The sequence below is a fragment of the Bacillus sanguinis genome, from assembly GCF_018332475.1.
GTDB classification, from domain to species: domain Bacteria; phylum Bacillota; class Bacilli; order Bacillales; family Bacillaceae_G; genus Bacillus_A; species Bacillus_A sanguinis.
In genome coordinates, this window is the sequence record NZ_BOQB01000049.1 from 1 (window position 1) to 20,009 (window position 20,009).

Sequence of the window (20,009 nt, forward strand, 5' to 3'; positions counted from 1 at the left end):
TTAATTTTAGATGAGCCGACAAATGGATTAGATCCAGCTGGTATTCGCCAAATTCGTGATTATTTACAACGTTTAGCGAAAGAAGAAAATATTGCTGTAATCGTATCAAGTCACTTATTAAGTGAAATTGAATTAATGTGTGATCGCGTCGTTATTATTAAGCAAGGTGAGTTTGTACAAGAGTATAACTTACACGAACAAGCAAAACATGATGAGACAGTAGTTGTAGCGTTTGAAGTAAATCAAGTACAGAAAGCGAATGAAATCATTACAGGTAAGGCGCAAGGAAATGTCATTGTAGTATCTGTAACGAAAGAAGAAATTCCACAAATTGTAAAAAAACTTGTGGATGACGATGTGCTTGTATACGGAGTTACTGTTCAAAATAAAACGTTAGAGGATGAGTTCTTAGCGATTACAGGGGGAGTGAAAGCGTAATGTTTAAATTAATTCAAAATGAATTTTTAAAGTTGCATGCGAAAAAAGGTATGTATATTTTAATTGGTGTTATTGCAGTGCTGGAGATTTTAGGAGTTTTAGCGATGCTGAAATGGGGAGACGGGACTGAATTTAAAGGATCATATTTAGATTTTGCAAGTTCAGAGATTGGTTTAATTACGTTGTTTGCAACGATATTTGGAATTACGATTGCTTCTCGTATGATTACTGATGAGTTCCAAAAAGGTACAATTAAGCAGTTATTAATCCGTCCAAGAAAACGAATGACAGTTTTATTCTCTAAATATATTACAGTATTACTTACTATAGTATTTATCATATTTGCTAGCACGTTCATTGCAATGATTATTGGTGGAATTGTAATGGACGGTAGTAAAACAGAATTAACGGTAGGAATCGTAATGAAATCTACTTTATATCAAGTACTTTCACCGCTATTCTTTGCGACGCTTGCATTTTTCTTAGCAAACGTATTTAGAAAATCTGTATTACCATTAATTATTACGATGTTCCTGTTTTTCTTACAAGGAGCAATTAATATGGTATTAATGATGTTTGCAAAAGGTGTAGCGAAGTTTGTAGTATTCTTCCATTTAGATTTAAGAGCTTACGATGGCAATAAATTAATTAGTGGTGGAGTAGAACCTACATTCACAGAATTTACATTTACAACTTCATTATTACTTGTAGCTGCATACTTTGTTGTATTGCTTGTAGCATCAAGTGCATTATTCCAAAAACGTGACGTATTATAATAGAAGAAATCCCCGCTTGTAAAAACGGGGATTTTTATTACATAACTTGCTCCGGGATTGCAACTTGAAGAGCAGTGATATGGTATTTTAAGAGATATGTTGTTTGAAAGTAATTAGGAAAAATAGGAAGAGTTCAACTATATTCATATTACAATTTAGTTATCCGACCATTTACTTTTACTATCTTTGGAGGTGTTCTATATGCACTATGCATTTTCACGTATTAGGCTACGTAGCTTTTTTGGGTGGATGATTATAGGATTGTTCCTTACGATGATCCCATTAGGTCTAGCAAATGTTTCTGAGAATACGATGGAGGTTATTTCACAAATAACTGTGTTTTTTGTATTTCCGTTATTTTGGTTGTATGTAAAAACAAATAAAAATAATGTTGTATTTAATAGTTTTTTTGATAAGCCAGGACGTTTACCGTGGGGATTAATTGTATTAGCAACGATAATGGGAATGATTTTTTCAGTTGGTATATCTCATATTCAATTTTACATATTAGCACATACGTTACCGAATTTCTTAGTTACCATGTTAGAAGATGGAACTGTCATTAATACGAGTAACATATATATGACGATATTTACTTTCATTTCAGCATGTGTATTAGCACCTATTATGGAAGAGGTTATTTTTAGGGGATTCTTTTTACAGCGAATGGCTTATAAATGGGGAATTAAAAAAGCTGTAATCATATCTTCACTTATTTTTGGTCTAGGACATTTTGATGTTATTGGTGCGTTCATGTTTGGTGTTGTGATGTGTCTCTTATACATAAAGACGAAAAATATATGGACGAATATCGCTGTGCATGCTTTAAATAATTTGATTGCAACAAGTATGCAATTTATCGGTGGAGAAGAGAGTAGCGCAATCTCAATTCCTGAATTACAAGCGCAAAGTAATTTATGGATTGGTATCGGTCTTACAGTTGTTGGATTACTTTGGTTAATTCCTTACGTTTGGAAACAATGGCGTACAGTAAAAGAAGTGGGTGTGCCACTGATGCGCTTCATAAATGAGGAAAAAGTAGGGAATGCATCACAAGAAAATGAAGTGTATAGTCAAGTGATCGTAACAGATAGATTGATGGCTGTAGAGCTACCAGATGAGGCTGTAAATAAGCTCCGGTTAGAAGAAAATGATTATGTAACAGTATCTGTAGAAGAAGATAAAATTGTTATAAAGAAAGCACTTGATAGATAATTAAAAAGTAGCTCCTTAGGAGCTACTTTTTAATTTGTAATAATTTCTACACGAAAATTATTACCGTTCTTTACATATTTAATATCTGTAACAGTGCGGACTGTTTTTAAAATCTCCACTTTTTCACCAATTCGAGGGATAGTCGGAACATTATCCCAAATGCCAAGCAAACCATCTAATTGTGCCGTTTTTTCATAAAACCAGATTTTCAATGTAAAGCCCCTTTCTCGAACTTTATGTATTTTAATACATAATATATTATTTTTATTCTTATTGTAAGGGGTTTTTATATATTTTATGAATAAAAATGAATTAATCTTCTGGGAAGATATGTTCAATATCAGGAGTAAGAGACACTTCTGATAATACGATATGAGAAACTGTCGTTGCATATGAAGAAACATCATTGATAAAATCTTCAAGTTCAACGAGTGAAGGAACAGAGATTTTTACAATGTAGCATAAGCTTCCTGTTACGCGGTAACAAAAACTTGCGGATGGATAAGATTGGATAAATTGTTGCATACGTGTTGTATCACCATTTTTTAAAGTGATTTCTAAAATACAATCTAAAACAAGTCCTGCTTTTTTATAATCGATATCGATTGTGTACTTTTGAATCACGCCTTCACTTTCGAGTTTACGAACACGTTCTGCAGTAGATGGAGCAGATAAGTTTACTCGTTTCGCCAATTCACGCATGGACAGGCGGCTATCATTATATAATTCATTTAAAATTTTTCGATCAACACGGTCTAGTTGCATTTGTAAATATACCTCCAGTAAAATAATGATTTTTGTAAAGGAAAAATATAAATTAAGATTCATATGAAATGTAAAGTGAACTTTATTTATTTTACAATAAAACAGAAGGAAATAGGAGGAGAAATGATGGAGAGAATTTCATTATCAAATATAGGAGATACAAAGTTTCAAAAGTTATTAGGGCATAATCCAGATCTATTACATGCATGGAGTATGGTAGAGAATACGCTGTATAGTAAAGGAACTCTTTCGGCAGAGTTGAAGGAGCAAGTAAGAAGAACATTAGCATACGGGAATGAGTGTCCGTATTGTATGGCAAAGGGAAGGCCTGATGATATACAAAAGGTAGAGGAAATAAGTGTAGCCGTTACTTTTGCATATACGTTTGTTCATGATAAACAAGCGATAGATGATACTATGTTTCGTGTGTTAAAACAATACTGGACGGAAAAAGAAATTGTAGAGCTTTGCGCTTATATTTGTTTTATTACTGCGTCACAACAACTTGGTTTTCTGTTTCAATTACAGCCGAACGAAGGAGAAAATGATGATGAATCAAATAGCACTTATTATAATTGATGTACAAAAGGCGTTTTCACATGAAGAGTTTGCTACGATTGTGACGACAAAAGAAGTATTAAAATTATTTTAAGAAAATAATTGCGAATTATGTAGAAAAAAATAAGAATATTTCGTATAATCTAAGTACAATCATTTTGAAAATAGGGGTGGCATCATATGGAGCAAATTCCGGTAAAGAAAATAGAAGAAGTACTTGTTGTAGCAGGGGATGACAAACAAAAGCAAAAGGAATTTTATGAATTGCTCTTATCTACTGAGTTTTATGTTGCTGGTTCACTAGAAGCAGAGGACGGGGCAACAGAAGGGATACTTCGTTTGCGTCATTTCCAAGGAGAGGATAGATGGATCGTTCCGTTCTTTACACAAATGGAATTTGTAAAAGATGTGTTGCCAGAGGGAACGCCCCTTATTACGATACGTGGGAAAGAGTTATTTGGTAGCATTGAGAAAGATGCTACAGCAGTATTAAATGTTGGCACTGATATTAGTAAAACATTTATTCCAGAAGAAATTGCAGATATCGCATCTGGGCGAATTTTTAATTATTATAAATAAAAGGAAAAGCTGAATCGCTTTTCCTTTTTAATTTGAACACGGAGTGGCTACGCCAGAAGAAATAGAGAGTGTTTTATTATTTGTATTTATTGTCGCTGTAGTGCCAAGAGGGATTCCGATGTTTGGGCTTATATGTCCAATCGGTAAACCGAATAGGACAGGTATATGATATGGTGCAAAATATTCATATAGTATGGTTTGCAATGATTGAGATGGCTTAGAAGGAGTACAGTCGTGACAGCTTGTAAAAATAACACCACTGCATTCATTGAACTTTCCAGATAAAAGTAGCTGATTTAACATACGATCAACGCGATACGGTTCTTCCCCAATGTCTTCAAGCAATAAAAGTTTATTGGCTGTATGTACCTCGTAGTGTGAGCCAATTATGCTCGTTAGCACTGCTAAATTCCCTCCAACTAATTGACCTGTAATTGTACGGGAAGAGCTAGGTACGATACATTCTGACGCAGATAAAATGGTTGAATACGGATGGAATAGTTGATTGAAAGAAGATAAAGAAAGAGAATCTACACCTTTACCTAATTCTTCAACCATTGGACCATGAAAAGTAACAAGCTTTGCATAACGTGAAAAGGCCGTATGTAAAGCTGTAATATCGCTATATCCCCAAAAGATTTTTGGATTTTTCCTAATGATTTCATATTGAATGTGAGGGAGGAGACGAGCGCTACCGTAACCACCTCGTGCACAGAAAACGGCCTTTACCTCATGATTTGAAAATGCTTCATGTATATCATCGAGCCGGACTTGATCACTTCCAGCTAAATATCCATACTTCTCATAAACGCTCTTCCCAATTACGACAGATAAACCCATTTCTTGTAATACGTTTACACCTTTTAATACATTTTCAATTGTTGGTGGGCCGGACGGTGCAATAATCATTACTGTATCACCTTTTTTTAATGCATTTGGATACATCATTGTTCTTCAGCCTCCTTCTCTTTCAATATATTCGCTTGAGAGGAAGTTCAACCCTTGTAAAAGAAGGGAAAAGCTTGTCAAATAAAGAAGATATAAGGGGGATAGGAGGGAAAATGATGTTTACAAGTCGAGTCATAGATATATTACAAATTAAGTATCCCATCATTCAAGCAGGTATGGCAGGTGCGATTACGACGCCAGAACTTGTTGCAGCTGTAAGTAATAGCGGAGGATTAGGAACGCTTGGAGCAGGTTATATGAGCCCAGAACAGATCCGTGAAGCAATTTATAACATAAGGGAACTAACAGATAAGCCTTTTGGTGTAAATTTACTTTTAACGAAAGAGATACAGATCGAAGAAGAGAAGGTAAACTCGGCGAAGGTAGTACTAAGCGGAGTGAATAGAGCATTCGGTATAGAGGAAGAAGAGGTATTAAAGCTTCCAAAAAGCTATAAAGAACAATTGCAAGTATTATTAGAAGAAAAAGTACCGGTCGTTAGCTTTGCATTTCAAACGTTAGAAAAAGAAGAAATAGATGACTTAAAAAGAAGAGGGATAAAAGCCATCGGAACAGCTACTCATGTAGCAGAGGCGAAAGCACTGGCTGAGTTAGAGGTAGATATTATTGTCGGTCAAGGTAGCGAGGCAGGAGGGCATAGAGGAACATTTATCGGAAAAGAACAGGACGCTATGATTGGGACGTTCGCATTAATTCCGCAGTTAGTAGCAGCAGTCCCGCATATCCCGATTGTTGCAGCAGGTGGCGTAATGAACGGGCAAGGGCTTGTTTCGGCATTTACACTGGGAGCAGAAGCCGTTCAAATGGGATCGGCCTTTTTAACGAGTGAAGAAAGTATTACGCATGATGTGTATAAAGAAGCGGTTTTACGTAGTACAGATACGAGCACAACTGTAACTCGTGCGTTTTCCGGGAAATATGCACGGGGTATTCGTAATGAATTTATAGAGAAACATGAAGGAAGAGAAGAAGGGCTTCCGATGTATCCAGTGCAAAATGTATTAACCTCTAAAATACGTCAAGAAGCAGCAAAACAAAATAATGGAGAGTATATGTCGCTTTGGGCAGGACAAGCATCATCATTAGCACGAATAGAATCAGCTCAGCATGTAGTGGAGAGAGTGATGATAGAAGCAGATAACGTAATCGAACAATTACAAAATGTATATAGAAAAAGACCACTTGAATAATTCAAGCGGTCTTTTCATTAGTTTGCTTTATAAAATTGTTGGATGGCTTCATCGATATAAACCCAGCCTTTCCAACCTAAGTGCATATGATCTTTTAAGAAGTATTTATCATACTCATGATTTGAGAAGTCGGCAATTGGATAACCAGCTTTCTCAATTTGCTCATGAACTTTCTTGTAGTACAATTCGCGGCGCTCTTTCGGGAAGCCAGCATAATCGTACCAAGGACCTTTTACAGGAACTGAAATGAAGAGTGGCTTTGCACCAGATTGTTTTAATAAATCAAGTACAATTTGTAAATCTTCATATTCTGGCGATTGATCATAAGCATCATTTTTTAAGTAGCCTTCACGTTGCTTTAATTTCTTTTTGATTTTGCTGTTAAAGTAACCATCTTCGATACCATATTCGTTCGATACAGATTCTACTGCACCAGTTTGATCTGCATGTTTACGAGCCTCTTCCCAGTCCATTTGTTTTAATGAAGGGTCCAGTTTTTCTTTATGCGGTTTAATATCAAACATAGCTGTAAATAAATCTTTACGATCTAAAATGTTACGGTAAATATAAGCGAAAGGTTTAGCAGCAAGTGCTTTTACTTTATACTTCGTATCATCGTAGGCGATACCTTCAAGCGAAATTTTTAATAAAGTTTCTTTCTTAACGATTTCAAAGTTTAATAAACGTTTTGCAATTTGCTTTTTCATTTCAGGTTTTACATCATCGTTGAAAATGAAGTGATAACCTTGTTGTTTTGAAAAGTTAGGTGCAAAGTGCGTTTCATCAATACCTTGTGGTACAAACCATTGCGGAGAAAGAACGAATACCATTTTCTTATCTTTCAATTGATCCATTGTAGATGCAAAGTTTAACACATGTACAAGGTCTTGTGTTCCCCCGCGTCCAAGTAGGAATGGTGTGAATCCTTCAGGCTTTACTTTGAAATAATTTGATGGATGGAAAGCATCCATACGTGCGAATTCCGATGAACCGTACATCGGAAGGTATTTCGGGTTTGCTAACATCTTTTGCTGTAAAATCATACTTTGAATCTTTTCTTCTTTTAAAGAAGTCGCAGCTTGTTCTACTTTTTCATCACTTAAAAGTGGAAGTAGGAAGCGAGTTGGGATAAGTAAGAATACAGCAAAAAGGGCCAATGCTAAAAGCATCGGACCAAATTTTGCTTTGTTCATCGGATTTCTTCCAACTTCTTAATAACCATGTTTGGAGTAGCCCACTCGTCACGATCAAAATCAGAAATAGAAACTTCAATATCTAAACGCTCTTGGAATTCAACTAATAAGGATACTACAGCGAAAGAATCAAGAATACCTTCTTCAAATAATTGAACATCTAAGTTTTCTTTCACAATATCGTTTTCACATACTTCTTCTAAAATATCTAATACTTGCTCTTTGAATTCTGCCATTTTTAAAATCTCCTTTATATCCGAAATATATTATATGTGCAACTTCTTAATGGTATAAGAAGGGTGCATTAAAAGTATCTGTTAAGGTGTCCAGAGAAAATTAGGAAACCGAAACATACAACGTGGAACGTAATTACGATCGCAAGGACGTGTGTAAATTTATTGTTTGGCCAAAACTTATGCTTTTTGTTTTTTCGTTCGAAAATATCGAATAAAATGAACAGTGCTGCATGATAAAGACCATAAATAATGTATTGATACACATGCTCACCAGTAATGTGCCAAATTCCCATGATGAAAAAGTTCAAAAATGCACCGATATACGAAATTGTATAACGGTTTTTAATTAACTTCTTCTTCGTTGCAAAAAAGACGAAACGCATGTAAATAAAGTCACGGAACCAGAATGATAAACTCATGTGCCAACGGTTCCAGAAGTCTTTAATGTTACGACTAATGAACGGCATATTAAAGTTTTCTGGAGTTTTAATTCCCATCATATAACTTACACCAATTACAAATGAGCTATAACCAGCAAAGTCAAAGAATAAATATAAGCTATAGCTATACATGTAAATCATATTTGAAAGGATTGTATCTTGCTGAGCAAATGCCGGATCCATAAAATATTGCTTGATTAAGTATGCAATAATAAATTTATACAAGAAACCTTGGAAAATACGGTTTAGCCCTGTATATAGTAAATTTTGATATTCTTCTGCACTAGGTGGCTTTTGAATATCTTTTTGGAATCTACGGTACCGATCGATAGGTCCTGTTGAGATAGCAGGGAAGAATAAAACGAATTCCCAGAAATTAAAGAAGGAAAGTTCTTTAATTAAGCCATCACGAACTTCAAATACCATTTGTACTGCTCTAAATGTTACATAAGACATTCCTAAAAATACAATAAACTTTAGGTCAGGTGCAAACGGTGCGATTTTTGCTAAAATAAGCGGCAAAATCGATAAAATAACAGCTATACAGAATGTGAATGTGCTATTATTTTGTTTTCTTAAAAGTAAATAGCCTTTAATTAGGGCATATTGCCAAATAATAAATGCGGCTAACATGATCGCTTGCTTCGGTTTATCAGAGAAGATAATAACAAGCATTATTAATGTTAAAAAGGCATTATATTTGCGCAACATTTTACCTTTAAATCCAGCTATGATAGTAGGTATTAATAAAATGCCCACTATAGCGAAAAAATAAAATGATCCATATGCGGTCATGCTGTAACCTCACTCAATAATTTTTTGCGATCTACCTTTCCATTTGGTGTCATTGGAATAGAAGATTGATACATGAATTTACGTGGAATCATGTAGTTTGGTAATCGCTCATTGAGTTCTTTTTTGATTGCAGATGTTAATTTGAATTCTTTTTCAAATGAATGTTCTCCAGGAACAACAACCGCTAATAAATAATCGTATTTCTCACCTTTTTTAATTGGAACGATAACTGCTCCTTCTACGTAAGAACACGCACGAAGGTGATGCTCAATTTCTTCTAATTCCATTCGATAACCATGCAGCTTAATTTGGAAATCAAGACGACCATTATAGAATAGAAGACCATTTTCAACATAGCCAGCATCGCCTGTTTTATAGGCGCGCTCACCGTCAATCATAGTAAATGCTTTTTCTGTTAATTCAGGGCTTCCTAAATATCCAACGCTTACGCTTGGGCCAACAATTACGATTTCACCTTTTTCACCATCAGGTGCAATCGTGCCATCTTCTTTCATAATAAGAAGGCGACAGTCTGATTTACAGTAGCCAACTGGAAGTGATTTGTATTGATCAAGCACTTCTTCTGTAACGTGAATACCTGTTACAGCGACAGTAGCTTCTGTTGGACCGTACGTATTCATAATTGTTGCTTTTGGGAAACGCTCAATTAATTTTCTAGCTACTTCGTTTGGTAACACTTCACCGCAGAATAAGAATGTTTTCATGTTTGGTAGCATACTCTCTGAGAAAGATGCTTCCATTAAACACATTTCTGCGAAAGATGGTGTTGAAGTCCATACTTGTATATCCGATTGCTCTAAAGAAGCAAACAAGTCTTTTGGACGTGCAATCATATCTTTATCGATTGCCCAAAGTGTACTACCTGTTACTAATGATGGGTAAATATCCATGACAGATAAATCGAATGAGAAAGGTGCTTGGTTTAAGAATACTTGCCCTGTTTGTAAGTTGAAATCTTCTACAGCCCATTTTGTAAAGCTTACAAGGCAGTTATAAGTAATCTGAACCCCTTTCGGATTACCTGTGCTTCCTGATGTGTAAATAATGTAGAAGTTCTCATCACCTTTTACCGCATGTTCAGGATTTGGAGTGTTCCCTTTATGAGTAAAGAAAATATCTTTTAAGTTGTCTTCACTTACAATGCGAACTGGTAAATCAGTTACAGTTACTTCTGCTGCTGATAAAAGTAGTTTCGCACCAGAATTTTCAGCGATACGTTGTACACGATCAGCTGGGATAGATAAATCTACAGGAATATAAGCATGTCCAGCTTTTACACAACCTAAAAAGTTAATAATCATTTCAGGTTGCATATGGCCATACACCATAATTGGTGAACGATCATCTGGATACGCAGAAGAAATCCAATGTGCTAACGCATCAGAATCTTCCTTTAATTGTTTGTACGTAATTTTCGCATCTCGCCAAACAAAAGCAGTTTGATCAGGCGTTTCAATAGCCCACTTTTCAATTTGTTCTAATAACTTCATAACGTTCCCACCCTAGAATTCATTGTAAATAAATGTACTTGTGTTTGTATCATGGAATCCATACAACCAAAGTAATGCAAATAAAATTGCAAGGTAATAAACCGTCTTTGCAACCCATTGTGTGAGTGGTCGAGACCATATCTCTTTTAATCTTTCCATGTCTTTCCCTCTCTTAATGAAATAATAGCTCTTTGTAGGTATCATGTCCTACATTATTGTGAAAAAAACAAAATTCCACATTTTAGGTAAAAATAAGTCAAAAGGCTCTTTTCTGATATTAGCACTAAATACTAAAAAAGAAAATCCCTAACTTAGCAATTATATTACATTCAGCATCAATTTGTAATGGGTTTGATATGTAAATAGGAAGTGGATTGTGTGAATGTATAAAAGTAGTCTGGGAGAATGGATAGGAATGTAATATTTGTTTGAATTTTTGAGTTTTTCATATTTAATGTATGAATTGTTAAAGTTTCATAAAAGGAGGCATTCCTGATGAAGAGGATGTGGAAGGATCTTATTTCAGAAGACAACATTATTAAATGGAGACGGTATTTTCATAAACATCCGGAATTATCATTTCATGAAAAAGAAACCTCGCAATTTATATATGATACGTTATGCTCATTTTCTTCTTTTGAAGTAACGAGACCGACGAAGTATAGTGTACTAGCAATTAAAAGAGGAACGGAACAAGGGAAAGTAGTTGCGATTCGGGCTGATATAGATGCTTTGCCAATTCAAGAGGAGACAAGGAAATCTTATACGTCTGTGAATGAGGGAGTGATGCATGCTTGTGGACATGATGCTCACGCCGCTATTTTGTTAAGTACAGCAGAAGTACTATCAAATATAAAGGAAGATTTTGCAGGCGAGATTCGTCTATTCTTTCAGCACGCAGAAGAGGTGTATCCTGGCGGCGGACAAGAAATGGTTGAGGCAGGCGTGATGAATGGTGTTGATTATGTAATAGGTTTACATGTTATGTCAGGACTTGAGAGCGGGAAAATTGGAATTGCGTATGGGCCGATGATGGCGGCACCAGATGTATTTACAGTTGAAATTCAAGGGAAAGGAGGGCATGCAGCGAGGCCAGAAGAAACGATAGATCCTATTGCTATCGGAGCGCAGATTATTACAAATCTACAACATATCGTATCAAGAAATACAAGTGCTTTCATGCAAAGAGTCGTTTCAGTTACACAGTTTCATGGGGGGATGGCTGATAATATCATTCCTAGCACAGCAACTTTAATGGGAACTGTTCGTTCATTTAATCAAGCATTAAGGGTGGAAGCAGAAGAGAAAATTGAAAACATCGTGAAAGGAATTACAAAAGCACATGGAGGGGAGTATATATATACGTATCGATATGGATATGATCCAGTTATTAATGATGAATATATTACGAAAGTAGTAGAAGAAAGTGCACTACATTTGTTTGGGAATGAGCGTGTTGTGAAGCTTGAACCTTCTATGGGAGGAGAAGATTTTTCAGCATATTTAAGAAAATCACCAGGTTGCTTCATTAAATTGGGAACGGGGAATGAAAAGATAGATACTTGCTATCCACATCATCATCCGAAATTTGATGTAGATGAATCAGCTCTAATTTATGGAGTGGAATTATTTTTAGAGACAGCGATAAGACTACTAAAATCATAGAAAAGTATAAAAAAAGGCAACTGCGCTCTATCGCAGTTGCTTTTATTTCTTTCCGTCAGAGAGGGCTGAGAAAGAACTATGCTCATTTATAGTATATGAATAGCTAACGGACAAGCTTGTACATTTTAATCATTTTTTAAAAAATAGTTATTGACATTGATAATCACTGTCAATTAATCTAAAGGTAGTTGAAATTGATAATTATTATCAATAGGATGGATGCGACATGTTAATGAGAAAAAAATTTCACCTCCTGCGGAGGGGATTAAAAGATAAAAATAAAGATGTTGATCAGCATATGGAATGGCAACGAAATGTAATTCGTTCTGAATATGTAGATGAGAAGAAGAGCATTCAAACAGAAAAAGAGATACAAAGTAAAGGGAGAGGTTCAGTTGAGTAAGTTAGTAATGATTTTTGCGAGTATGAGTGGAAATACAGAGGAAATGGCTGATCATATTGCGGGTGCAATTCGGGAAACAGAAAATGCAATTGAAGTTATCGATATTATGGATTCACCAGAAGCTTCTATATTAGAACAGTATGATGGAATTATTTTAGGTGCATACACATGGGGAGATGGTGACCTTCCTGATGATTTCTTAGATTTTTATGACGCAATGGATTCTATTGATTTAACTGGGAAAAAAGCGGCAGTATTCGGATCATGTGATTCAGCTTATCCAAAATACGGCGTGGCGGTTGACATTTTAATAGAAAAGCTACAAGAGCGCGGAGCTGCAGTTGTGTTAGAAGGACTAAAAGTAGAATTAACGCCAGAAGATGAAGATGTAGAAAAATGTTTACAGTTTGGAGCTGAATTTGTAAAACACCTTTCTTAATGGCAGAAGGGAGATGAAGAGCAAGTGCACGAGAAAATCGCAATCAAAACGATGACAGATTATCATTTGTATGATTTTATGCGTTGTCCGCATAAATTTTATTTTCGTCATATAAAAAGAAGAGAACCTTCTTCATTTGAGTGGCAACAAATCGCACAAATGATTGTGAATCGAATTATTAACGAATATTACACACTACCTGCGGGCCAACAAACGAAAATCGTACTTTTAATATTAATAGAAAAGTATTGGAAAAAAGTAAGGATTAATATGTTTGCTTCGAAGACGGAGTATTATATTGTGTTAGCGAAGTTAACGGATCACTTATTACAGTTTGTTGAAAGAGATGATAGTCAGACACCGCCGTTATTTTTATATGAAAAATTTCAAACATATATGGAAGAGTTAGGTGTCCACATGTCATTGACATTAGAAGTTGGTGAGTGGAGTACTGAGTCGTTTGTAATTAAAAAGTATGTTGTCGATGCGGATGAGGAAATGCTTGCTCTTTGTCAAAAGTTAATGACAGTATTCAGTTATAAAGCTTTCGGCATTCTTCCAGGAAAAATTGAAGTTATTAATTTAATAGAAGGAACTAAGTATGATTACATTCCGAAACAGGAAGATATTATAACTGGAATGGCTGATTTATCTAGAATGAAAGAAATGTTGCAGCAACCCGAGCATTATACAGAGCGTCATTTTCGTTCTGAGTGTATAAGTTGTGCGTTTCGTAGCGAATGCCAAGGGGAAGAAGTAAAGAAAGAAGCGGAGCAGAAGAAAAATATCGTACATTAAAGGATGCAATGTTGCATCCTTTTTTGTTATTGACATGAAAAGCTTTTCATCATTTACCGTATATTTGTAGCAGACTTTAATAAAGGGAGGAATAATCAATGAAAGATGAAACGAAAGTATTTCAATGGTTAAAAGAACAGAATGCTCCTTTTGGAATTCAACTGCAAATTTTACAAGCATTTCAACTGTATAAAGTCATTATTGAAATGGATAAAAAGTTAATGATGTATGAGGAGAGGGAATATAGGGAGAGAATGTAATCTCATCCCTGCAGTATTACTTTCAGTTGTTCTATAATTGCTAGAAATTCAAGTTCATTCTTTGTTTCAAAGTTATAAATCATATTATGTAGTAAAGGACTGTATTGATAAAAACTCGTGATGCGGTGAATGAGTAATGGATCATCGTGTGAAATAAGCGTACTGTATTGTTCATATACAGATGTAGTAAATTCATGCCCGAAATCATAATATAGCCCAGCAAAGTCAAAGGCGGGATCGCCAATTTGAGCATCACCAAAATCGATAATCCCTGAAATATTTTTATTCTGCTTATTGAATAAAATGTGATGATGTGTAAAATCAGCGTGAATGATTGCATTTGGAAATACCGATGTAGCTATACAGGCAAAAAAATTCTCGAATAAACGGTTTAAGGTTGATTTCTGGAACGAAGTTAGACTGTTAGTAACATACTCATTTAATTTAGTTTGTAGCTCTTTCCAGTAGGTAAGTGTTTTTTCGGTAGGGAACCCTAACGCTGTAACACTTTTTAGAGGAATGCTATGTAGAGCCGTAAGGAAAGTAGCTAATTGTGTAATAATTATTTTTTGTTCTTTTTCATCTAAGTTCGCAACTATTTCTGTTTTTAATGGTTCACCATGAATGAGAGTATAGTAACTACAAAGAGGAACTTCATCAGATTCATTTTTATAAATTAGGTGATATTGTGGAACTTCGATTTCTTGTAGTGATTGAGTAAGAATTGTGCACAGTTCTTTTTCTAACGGAATTCGCATTGCATATTCCTGTTTTCGCGGGAAACGAAACAATAGTTCATCATTTACAATAACCGCTACATTATCCCATCCTTCTTCATTTTGTTTATATGAGTGTATAGAAAGATTAGGCAAAGCTTCTTTTATATATTGTTTGTAAGAGTCCATAATTGTTCCTCGTTTCTGATTTAAGTTATTCTGCTTTATGATATCAGAATTTTCTTTCTATATGTTAAAATATAACTATCATTATGAAGAAGGGCGGGAGAATTACGAAGAAAAGAATAGTAATCATTTCTCTATGTATCGTTTTTGGACTGTTTTGGTCATATAAAGAAGAAGTTTTTGCTAGCTATAAACCGATTGATCAGTACGGATTAAATAAGGAATTAAAGAACAAAAGTATAGAAACTTTAACTCATAATGAAATGAAAAAGGTAGGAGAACATTTTGTGACCGAGCAACTATCAGTTTTTGAGTTTACTAATAAAGAAGATGTGAAACGAAAAGGTGAAGAACTATTTTTAAATAGAGGGTATGAACAATTAATGAAAAATTATTATCCAAATCGTTTTCAGGATTTAGAGTATAAATTTACAAACGAGGAGATACGTGAAGTGACGGATGAAAGTTTTCTCTATCAAACTGTAGCGTACGTGACGGGCATTGAAAATGGTAAGAGAAGCGAAATGAAATTGAATTATGAAATGAAAATTGTAAAGGTTAATCATACATTTAAGGTGTTAGAACAAAAACAGTATGTACAATAAAGTGAAACATGAATCAGTGCTACAAATAGCGAATAAAAAAATCCCCCAGTTCTTTGAGGGATTTTAAAGGTTTTCATTTTGTTGACCAAGTTCTTTTTGAGCAATATATAAATTTCCTTGCTCGACTTGTTTTTGAGTAAGAACAGAATCACCTGCATACCCTTTTTCTGTTTTTACAGTTCTTTTTGAACGATTGGAATCTTGTTTCTTCATATAATAAATCACCTTCCATCAAAAATAAACGAAAATGATAAGCACAAGCAATACAGCAGCAAAAATGGTAATGCCCATTAAAAACGAAGTGTTTTTATATTTAGGTGGCTTATGTACATCCTGCCGATATCCAGGTGAAATTTCAGGGGCGAATTCTTCTTCGAATGATTGCTTTTTTTCTTTTTCGTCCATATGTATCCACCTTTCTTTTTCATTATGTTATACGTTACAAGAAAAAATATGCATAAAGAAAACAGCCGCTTTATCGTTAGCGGCTGTTTTGTGTTGTATATTTTCTTTGCACTTGAAAGAGACGGATAAGTAGGAAGCCAGCGCCAAATGCTAGGCCGATAATAAGACCAATCCAATAACCTTTCGCTGCCCAATCCGTATAAGTTGCTAATATGTAGCCAAGAGGTAGACCGATTACCCAATAGGCGATCAATGTCATAATTAAGGCAACATTTACATCTTTATAACCACGTAGTGCCCCTTGTACAGGAGTTGCAATTGCATCTGAAATTTGAAATAAAATCGCAAATATAAGAAATTCTTTTGCTAAATGATGAACTTGTACATCTGTCGTATAAATAGAAGCAATTTCATCATCAAAGAAATAGAGAAGAATCGAATATAAAAGGGCGAATGCAAGAGCTAAGCCAATGCCGATAAAACCATATTGTTTTGCGTTATTATATCGTTTCGCTCCAACTTCAAATCCAACAGCGATGGTCATTGCCATTGCTAAACTTAAAGGAGTCATATATAGCAAGGAAGCGAAGTTCATAGCTGCCTGATGAGCTGCAATTGTTGTCGTACTAAAATTACTCATCATAAGTGTTACCGCAGCAAAAATACTCGTTTCAAAAAAGATAGCAAATCCGATAGGGACCCCCAGTTTTAAGAAGGCTTTCCAACTCGTGAGAGAAGGGCGGTATAACTGTTTAAAGATATTAAAAGATGCAAAAGGTTCTTTCGTACGAATAATAATGACGGTAATAATTAATATGCACCAATATGTTGCTGCTGAAGCGATTGCGGCACCAACACCACCGAGTTTTGGAAACCCGAAATGACCAAAAATTAATACATAATTTAATACTACATTAATTGGTAATGATAATAAGGTAACAATCATCGTTGTTCGAGTTTTTCCTAATGCATCAATAAATCCGCGTAAAACAGTGTAAGTAAATAAAGGAATAATTCCAATTGCAATAATACTTAAAAACTGTACTGCAATACGTTCCACAGGTTCTTCTAAGCGCATGCCATTTAAAATAGGTGAAACAGCGAAAAAACCGATAAGAATGACAACAAAGCTAGCACAAATTGCTAAATATACTGCCTGTATGACAACGTGGGGAACGTCTTCTTTTTTCTTTGATCCAACGAGTTGTGCAACAATTGGAGTAGTGGCCATCAAAATTCCTGTTAATCCCGTACTAACTGGAATCCATATACTTGTGCCAATCGCGACACCTGCTAAATCAATAGGGCTTGCATGCCCTGACATTGTCGTATCGAAAAAACTCATCGCAAATAATGACATTTGCGTTACAAAAATCGGGAAAAAGAGTAATACAAATTGCTTTAACTTTTGTGAGAATGAAGTAGTCTCTTTCATAAAATCCCCTTTCAGCGTAAAAAACAAACTCTTACTATCATACAATTTAATCAAAAAATAGAAAAGAAATACGCGCATGCAACAGATAGAATCGATAAAAAAAAGATGCACTTTGAAAAAGGATAAGGTATTATGATAAGGTGTGAAAAAATTACATATTCGTTATTAAGGAGGCACTACTCGTGGCTGATTGGTTAATTGGAATAATCATGGGTGCTGTTGAAGGTTTAACAGAGTTTTTACCAGTTTCATCAACAGGACATATGATTTTAACAGGTCATTTACTTGGATTTGACGACGAGAGAGCGAAAGTTTTCGAAGTTGTTATTCAATTGGGATCGATTTTAGCAGTTGTTGTTATATTTTGGAAGCGTCTATGGTCTTTAGTAGGTATAGGGAAAGTAACAGACGGACCATCGTTAAATTTATTACATATTATTATCGGGATGATTCCTGCAGGGGTACTTGGCGTATTGTTCCATAGTGCGATTAAAGAAGTTTTATTTGGGCCAGGCCCAGTTGTTATTAGCTTAGTGGCTGGTGGTATTTTAATGATTGTTGCTGAGAAGTTTTCGAAACCAAGTACAGCAAGAACATTAGATGAAATCACATATAAACAAGCATTTACAATCGGAATGTTCCAATGTTTAGCGCTTTGGCCAGGCTTTTCTCGTTCTGGTTCTACAATAAGTGGTGGTTTATTAGCTCGCGTGTCACATACAGCGGCAGCTGAATATACATTTATTTTAGCAGTACCAATGATGGTAGCTGCAAGTGGCTTAGATTTAATTAAAAGCTGGGATATATTAAGTACGGCTGATATACCGTTATTTGCAACAGGATTTATTACTGCATTCGTTGTTGCGATGCTTGCAATTGTTTCATTCTTAAAATTATTATCTCGTGTAAAACTAACACCTTTCGCTTACTACCGTTTCATTTTAGCTGCGGTATTCTATTTCTTCATTATGTAATAAAAAAACTGCCGAGTTCGGCAGTTTTTTTATTTTACTACTTTTTCCATCATGCTTTCCATTACATGTTCCCATAGAGAAGTATCATCAGCTAATGTAGCACGGAAATTAGCGTACATTTCTTTTTGTTTCTCTTCGAATGTTGGATCTTCTTTTTCAGGCAATGTAGCACGCATTGAAGTTACTAACTCCTGTACTTTTGGAGCGCGTGGTCCCCAAACGGCTTGTTCATTTCCATCTTTATCAATGAAAATAAAGATTGGAATCGCACGTGCTGTTCCGTTTGTTAAATATTGATCCATTAATTCTAAGTTTTCATCGCGAATTAATAATGACATATCAATATTTGCAACTTCAGAAATTCGTTTCATAACAGGTACGCATAAAAGAGCATCACCACACCAATCAGCTGTTAATACGATAACACGCCAGCCATCATTTTGACGTTCTTCTAATACAGGAAGTAATTCATTTGGAATTAAAAAGTTATTGTAAATGTGCAGTAGCTCGTATTGATTTACTTTCATTTCATTCACATATGTATCAAAGGACATACCTTTATCAGCCCATTGTTGTAAGTTCATAAGTAACACCTCTTTAGTATGATTTGTTTTCATTGTACCAATTTTTATATAGAAAAGCTTGTATTCTTACTCTTTCTTGTCACTTAATAATTTACTTGATAAGAAAAAGAATAATACGATACATACTTCAGCAAGATTGGACAGTTGTACGCTCTCTATCCAATCATCGGCAATATGAATGACGAACCAATCTAGCGTAATTTCAATGATTGCAAAAAGAGTAATAGAAAGCCAATTGGGCATGTTTTTTGTCATTGGATATAGAATGACCTTGAAGAAAATGAAGAAAAAGAATGTAATAACGTCTAAGAAAGTGATTAATAAAAAAAATAGAAGTAAAGCAGTGCGCGAACTATACTCTATACCAGTTATATGAAAGATTCCTACATATACAAAAAATATAAATGCAAAAACTATAATGAGAAAAAGAATAACAAAACCAATAATTAAAGTCTTATCTTTTAGATTAAGATTAGAAAATTTGTCTTCTTCGTTCACTACTCCAACTCCTTTTTCTGGAAATTCAAATTTATTGTATCATGAAATATATATTAAAAAACTACGAATTGTGGGAAAATAAGGTGACAAAAAGTAAGATTTCATGTAAAATTATTAATAAGGTTTTTATTTAACTAAATGAAATAAAAGGGGCTGTCAAAGTTGTCTCAAAATCGAGAGCAATTAATGGAAGAACTATCGACAAATGTGTTTGCTATGTTCCGCACGTTGCGTAATGATATTGGAAAAATATTTGGTGGTTACATACCGTGGAATGAGTTCATCGTCCTTAGAATATTGAATCGTACGAATAAAGAAATGGTATCACGTGTAGCGAATGAGTTAAATGTGTCGAATAGTCATATTACAGCTGTTA

General features: G+C 34.8%; 27 protein-coding genes and 1 pseudogene. 14 read left to right on the forward strand and 14 right to left on the reverse strand.

What is annotated here, in order from left to right; translation table 11 throughout:
* The 3 genes from KI369_RS06910 to KI369_RS06920 form a co-directional block, all read left to right on the forward strand.
* On the forward strand, positions 1–438 hold a 438-nt coding region (locus KI369_RS06910; protein ID WP_498033619.1), incomplete at its 5' end, for an ATP-binding cassette domain-containing protein.
* The gene (locus tag KI369_RS06915) at positions 438–1,214 is read left to right on the forward strand and encodes an ABC transporter permease (protein WP_212955502.1); all 777 of its coding nucleotides are present in this window, start codon (positions 438–440) and stop codon (positions 1,212–1,214) included. The genes KI369_RS06910 and KI369_RS06915, both read left to right, overlap by 1 nt.
* A 201-nt stretch (positions 1,215–1,415) precedes the next feature.
* The gene (locus KI369_RS06920) at positions 1,416–2,429 is read left to right on the forward strand and encodes a CPBP family intramembrane glutamic endopeptidase (protein WP_212955503.1); all 1,014 of its coding nucleotides are present in this window, start codon (positions 1,416–1,418) and stop codon (positions 2,427–2,429) included.
* Positions 2,430–2,458: 29 nt separating this feature from the next.
* Here KI369_RS06920 and KI369_RS06925 read toward each other — a convergent pair whose 3' ends face one another.
* Both KI369_RS06925 and KI369_RS06930 read right to left on the reverse strand, forming a co-directional pair.
* The gene (locus KI369_RS06925) at positions 2,459–2,641 is read right to left on the reverse strand and encodes a DUF3913 family protein (RefSeq protein WP_000707111.1); all 183 of its coding nucleotides are present in this window, start codon (positions 2,639–2,641) and stop codon (positions 2,459–2,461) included.
* A 100-nt stretch (positions 2,642–2,741) separates the two neighbouring features.
* Positions 2,742–3,194, reverse strand: a complete 453-nt coding sequence (locus KI369_RS06930) for an Lrp/AsnC family transcriptional regulator (protein ID WP_001175492.1) — start codon at positions 3,192–3,194, stop codon at positions 2,742–2,744.
* 63 nt (positions 3,195–3,257) lie between these two features.
* On the opposite strand from KI369_RS06930, the gene KI369_RS06935 reads away from it, so the two are divergent.
* Together KI369_RS06935 and KI369_RS06940 are read left to right on the forward strand one after the other, a co-directional pair.
* Complete coding sequence (locus KI369_RS06935; protein ID WP_212955504.1) at positions 3,258–3,773, forward strand: carboxymuconolactone decarboxylase family protein; 516 nt, start codon at positions 3,258–3,260, stop codon at positions 3,771–3,773.
* A 159-nt stretch (positions 3,774–3,932) separates the two neighbouring features.
* Entirely contained in the window at positions 3,933–4,331 is a 399-nt protein-coding gene (locus tag KI369_RS06940) for an SseB family protein (protein WP_212955505.1), read from the forward strand.
* Positions 4,332–4,358: 27 nt separating this feature from the next.
* Here the strand turns inward: KI369_RS06940 and KI369_RS06945 are convergent, their stop codons facing one another.
* Positions 4,359–5,279 carry a S66 peptidase family protein gene (locus KI369_RS06945; RefSeq protein ID WP_212955506.1) on the reverse strand — a complete coding sequence of 307 codons (921 nt, stop codon included), beginning with the start codon at positions 5,277–5,279 and terminating at the stop codon, positions 4,359–4,361.
* Positions 5,280–5,395: 116 nt separating this feature from the next.
* On the opposite strand from KI369_RS06945, the gene KI369_RS06950 reads away from it, so the two are divergent.
* Positions 5,396–6,490: an NAD(P)H-dependent flavin oxidoreductase gene (locus KI369_RS06950; protein ID WP_212955507.1), complete on the forward strand. Its 1,095-nt coding sequence runs from the start codon at positions 5,396–5,398 to the stop codon at positions 6,488–6,490.
* Positions 6,491–6,507: 17 nt separating this feature from the next.
* Here KI369_RS06950 and dltD read toward each other — a convergent pair whose 3' ends face one another.
* From dltD to KI369_RS06975, 5 genes are all read right to left on the reverse strand, one after another.
* Entirely contained in the window at positions 6,508–7,683 is a 1,176-nt protein-coding gene (gene dltD / locus KI369_RS06955; RefSeq protein ID WP_212955508.1) for a D-alanyl-lipoteichoic acid biosynthesis protein DltD, read from the reverse strand.
* Complete coding sequence (gene dltC / locus KI369_RS06960) at positions 7,680–7,919, reverse strand: D-alanine--poly(phosphoribitol) ligase subunit DltC (RefSeq protein WP_000807310.1); 240 nt, start codon at positions 7,917–7,919, stop codon at positions 7,680–7,682. Before dltC ends, dltD begins: the two co-directional genes overlap by 4 nt.
* A gap of 68 nt (positions 7,920–7,987) precedes the next feature.
* Entirely contained in the window at positions 7,988–9,154 is a 1,167-nt protein-coding gene (gene dltB, locus KI369_RS06965) for a D-alanyl-lipoteichoic acid biosynthesis protein DltB (RefSeq protein ID WP_212955509.1), read from the reverse strand.
* Positions 9,151–10,665, reverse strand: a complete 1,515-nt coding sequence (gene dltA, locus KI369_RS06970; RefSeq protein ID WP_212955510.1) for a D-alanine--poly(phosphoribitol) ligase subunit DltA — start codon at positions 10,663–10,665, stop codon at positions 9,151–9,153. The genes dltB and dltA overlap by 4 nt, the downstream gene beginning before the upstream one ends.
* A gap of 12 nt (positions 10,666–10,677) precedes the next feature.
* Positions 10,678–10,824 carry a teichoic acid D-Ala incorporation-associated protein DltX gene (locus KI369_RS06975; protein WP_000440293.1) on the reverse strand — a complete coding sequence of 49 codons (147 nt, stop codon included), beginning with the start codon at positions 10,822–10,824 and terminating at the stop codon, positions 10,678–10,680.
* Between the two features lie 336 nt (positions 10,825–11,160).
* Here KI369_RS06975 and amaA point away from each other — a divergent pair, with 336 nt between their 5' ends.
* The 5 genes from amaA (at position 11,161) to KI369_RS07000 (ending at position 14,230) form a co-directional block, all read left to right on the forward strand.
* Entirely contained in the window at positions 11,161–12,330 is a 1,170-nt protein-coding gene (gene amaA / locus KI369_RS06980; RefSeq protein WP_212955511.1) for a M20 metallopeptidase family protein, read from the forward strand.
* Between the two features lie 226 nt (positions 12,331–12,556).
* Positions 12,557–12,733: a hypothetical protein gene (locus KI369_RS06985; protein ID WP_000929009.1), complete on the forward strand. Its 177-nt coding sequence runs from the start codon at positions 12,557–12,559 to the stop codon at positions 12,731–12,733.
* On the forward strand, positions 12,726–13,172 hold the full coding sequence (locus KI369_RS06990; protein WP_212955512.1) for a flavodoxin: 447 nt from the start codon (positions 12,726–12,728) through the stop codon (positions 13,170–13,172). The genes KI369_RS06985 and KI369_RS06990 overlap by 8 nt, the downstream gene beginning before the upstream one ends.
* A gap of 24 nt (positions 13,173–13,196) precedes the next feature.
* Positions 13,197–13,970, forward strand: coding sequence for a hypothetical protein (locus KI369_RS06995; RefSeq protein WP_212955513.1), 774 nt, complete (start codon positions 13,197–13,199; stop codon positions 13,968–13,970).
* 98 nt (positions 13,971–14,068) lie between these two features.
* The gene (locus KI369_RS07000; protein WP_000651087.1) at positions 14,069–14,230 is read left to right on the forward strand and encodes a hypothetical protein; all 162 of its coding nucleotides are present in this window, start codon (positions 14,069–14,071) and stop codon (positions 14,228–14,230) included.
* Positions 14,231–14,232: 2 nt separating this feature from the next.
* On the opposite strand, the gene KI369_RS07005 is transcribed toward KI369_RS07000, so the two are convergent.
* The gene (locus KI369_RS07005; protein ID WP_212955514.1) at positions 14,233–15,135 is read right to left on the reverse strand and encodes an aminoglycoside phosphotransferase family protein; all 903 of its coding nucleotides are present in this window, start codon (positions 15,133–15,135) and stop codon (positions 14,233–14,235) included.
* 83 nt (positions 15,136–15,218) lie between these two features.
* Between KI369_RS07005 and KI369_RS07010 the strand changes: the two genes are divergently transcribed.
* The gene (locus tag KI369_RS07010) at positions 15,219–15,737 is read left to right on the forward strand and encodes a transcriptional regulator (RefSeq protein WP_000715245.1); all 519 of its coding nucleotides are present in this window, start codon (positions 15,219–15,221) and stop codon (positions 15,735–15,737) included.
* Positions 15,738–15,800: 63 nt separating this feature from the next.
* Here the strand turns inward: KI369_RS07010 and KI369_RS07015 are convergent, their stop codons facing one another.
* From KI369_RS07015 to KI369_RS07025, 3 genes are all read right to left on the reverse strand, one after another.
* Positions 15,801–15,950, reverse strand: a complete 150-nt coding sequence (locus KI369_RS07015; RefSeq protein ID WP_000743739.1) for a hypothetical protein — start codon at positions 15,948–15,950, stop codon at positions 15,801–15,803.
* An 18-nt stretch (positions 15,951–15,968) separates the two neighbouring features.
* Positions 15,969–16,142 (reverse strand): 2-isopropylmalate synthase, encoded by a 174-nt coding sequence (locus KI369_RS07020; RefSeq protein WP_212955515.1) that lies wholly within the window; start codon positions 16,140–16,142, stop codon positions 15,969–15,971.
* A 76-nt stretch (positions 16,143–16,218) separates the two neighbouring features.
* A complete protein-coding gene (locus KI369_RS07025) occupies positions 16,219–17,577 on the reverse strand; it encodes an MATE family efflux transporter (RefSeq protein ID WP_212955516.1) in 1,359 nt (452 codons plus the stop codon).
* Positions 17,578–17,759: 182 nt separating this feature from the next.
* Here KI369_RS07025 and uppP point away from each other — a divergent pair, with 182 nt between their 5' ends.
* Entirely contained in the window at positions 17,760–18,551 is a 792-nt protein-coding gene (gene uppP, locus KI369_RS07030; RefSeq protein ID WP_212955517.1) for an undecaprenyl-diphosphate phosphatase, read from the forward strand.
* Positions 18,552–18,580: 29 nt separating this feature from the next.
* On the opposite strand, the gene KI369_RS07035 is transcribed toward uppP, so the two are convergent.
* Positions 18,581–19,168 (reverse strand): thioredoxin family protein, encoded by a 588-nt coding sequence (locus KI369_RS07035; RefSeq protein WP_125902873.1) that lies wholly within the window; start codon positions 19,166–19,168, stop codon positions 18,581–18,583.
* 33 nt (positions 19,169–19,201) lie between these two features.
* Entirely contained in the window at positions 19,202–19,633 is a 432-nt protein-coding gene (locus KI369_RS07040) for a regulatory YrvL family protein (RefSeq protein ID WP_212955518.1), read from the reverse strand.
* Positions 19,634–19,795: 162 nt separating this feature from the next.
* On the opposite strand from KI369_RS07040, the pseudogene KI369_RS07045 reads away from it, so the two are divergent.
* A pseudogene (locus KI369_RS07045) lies at positions 19,796–20,009 on the forward strand (MarR family winged helix-turn-helix transcriptional regulator); the annotation flags it as partial.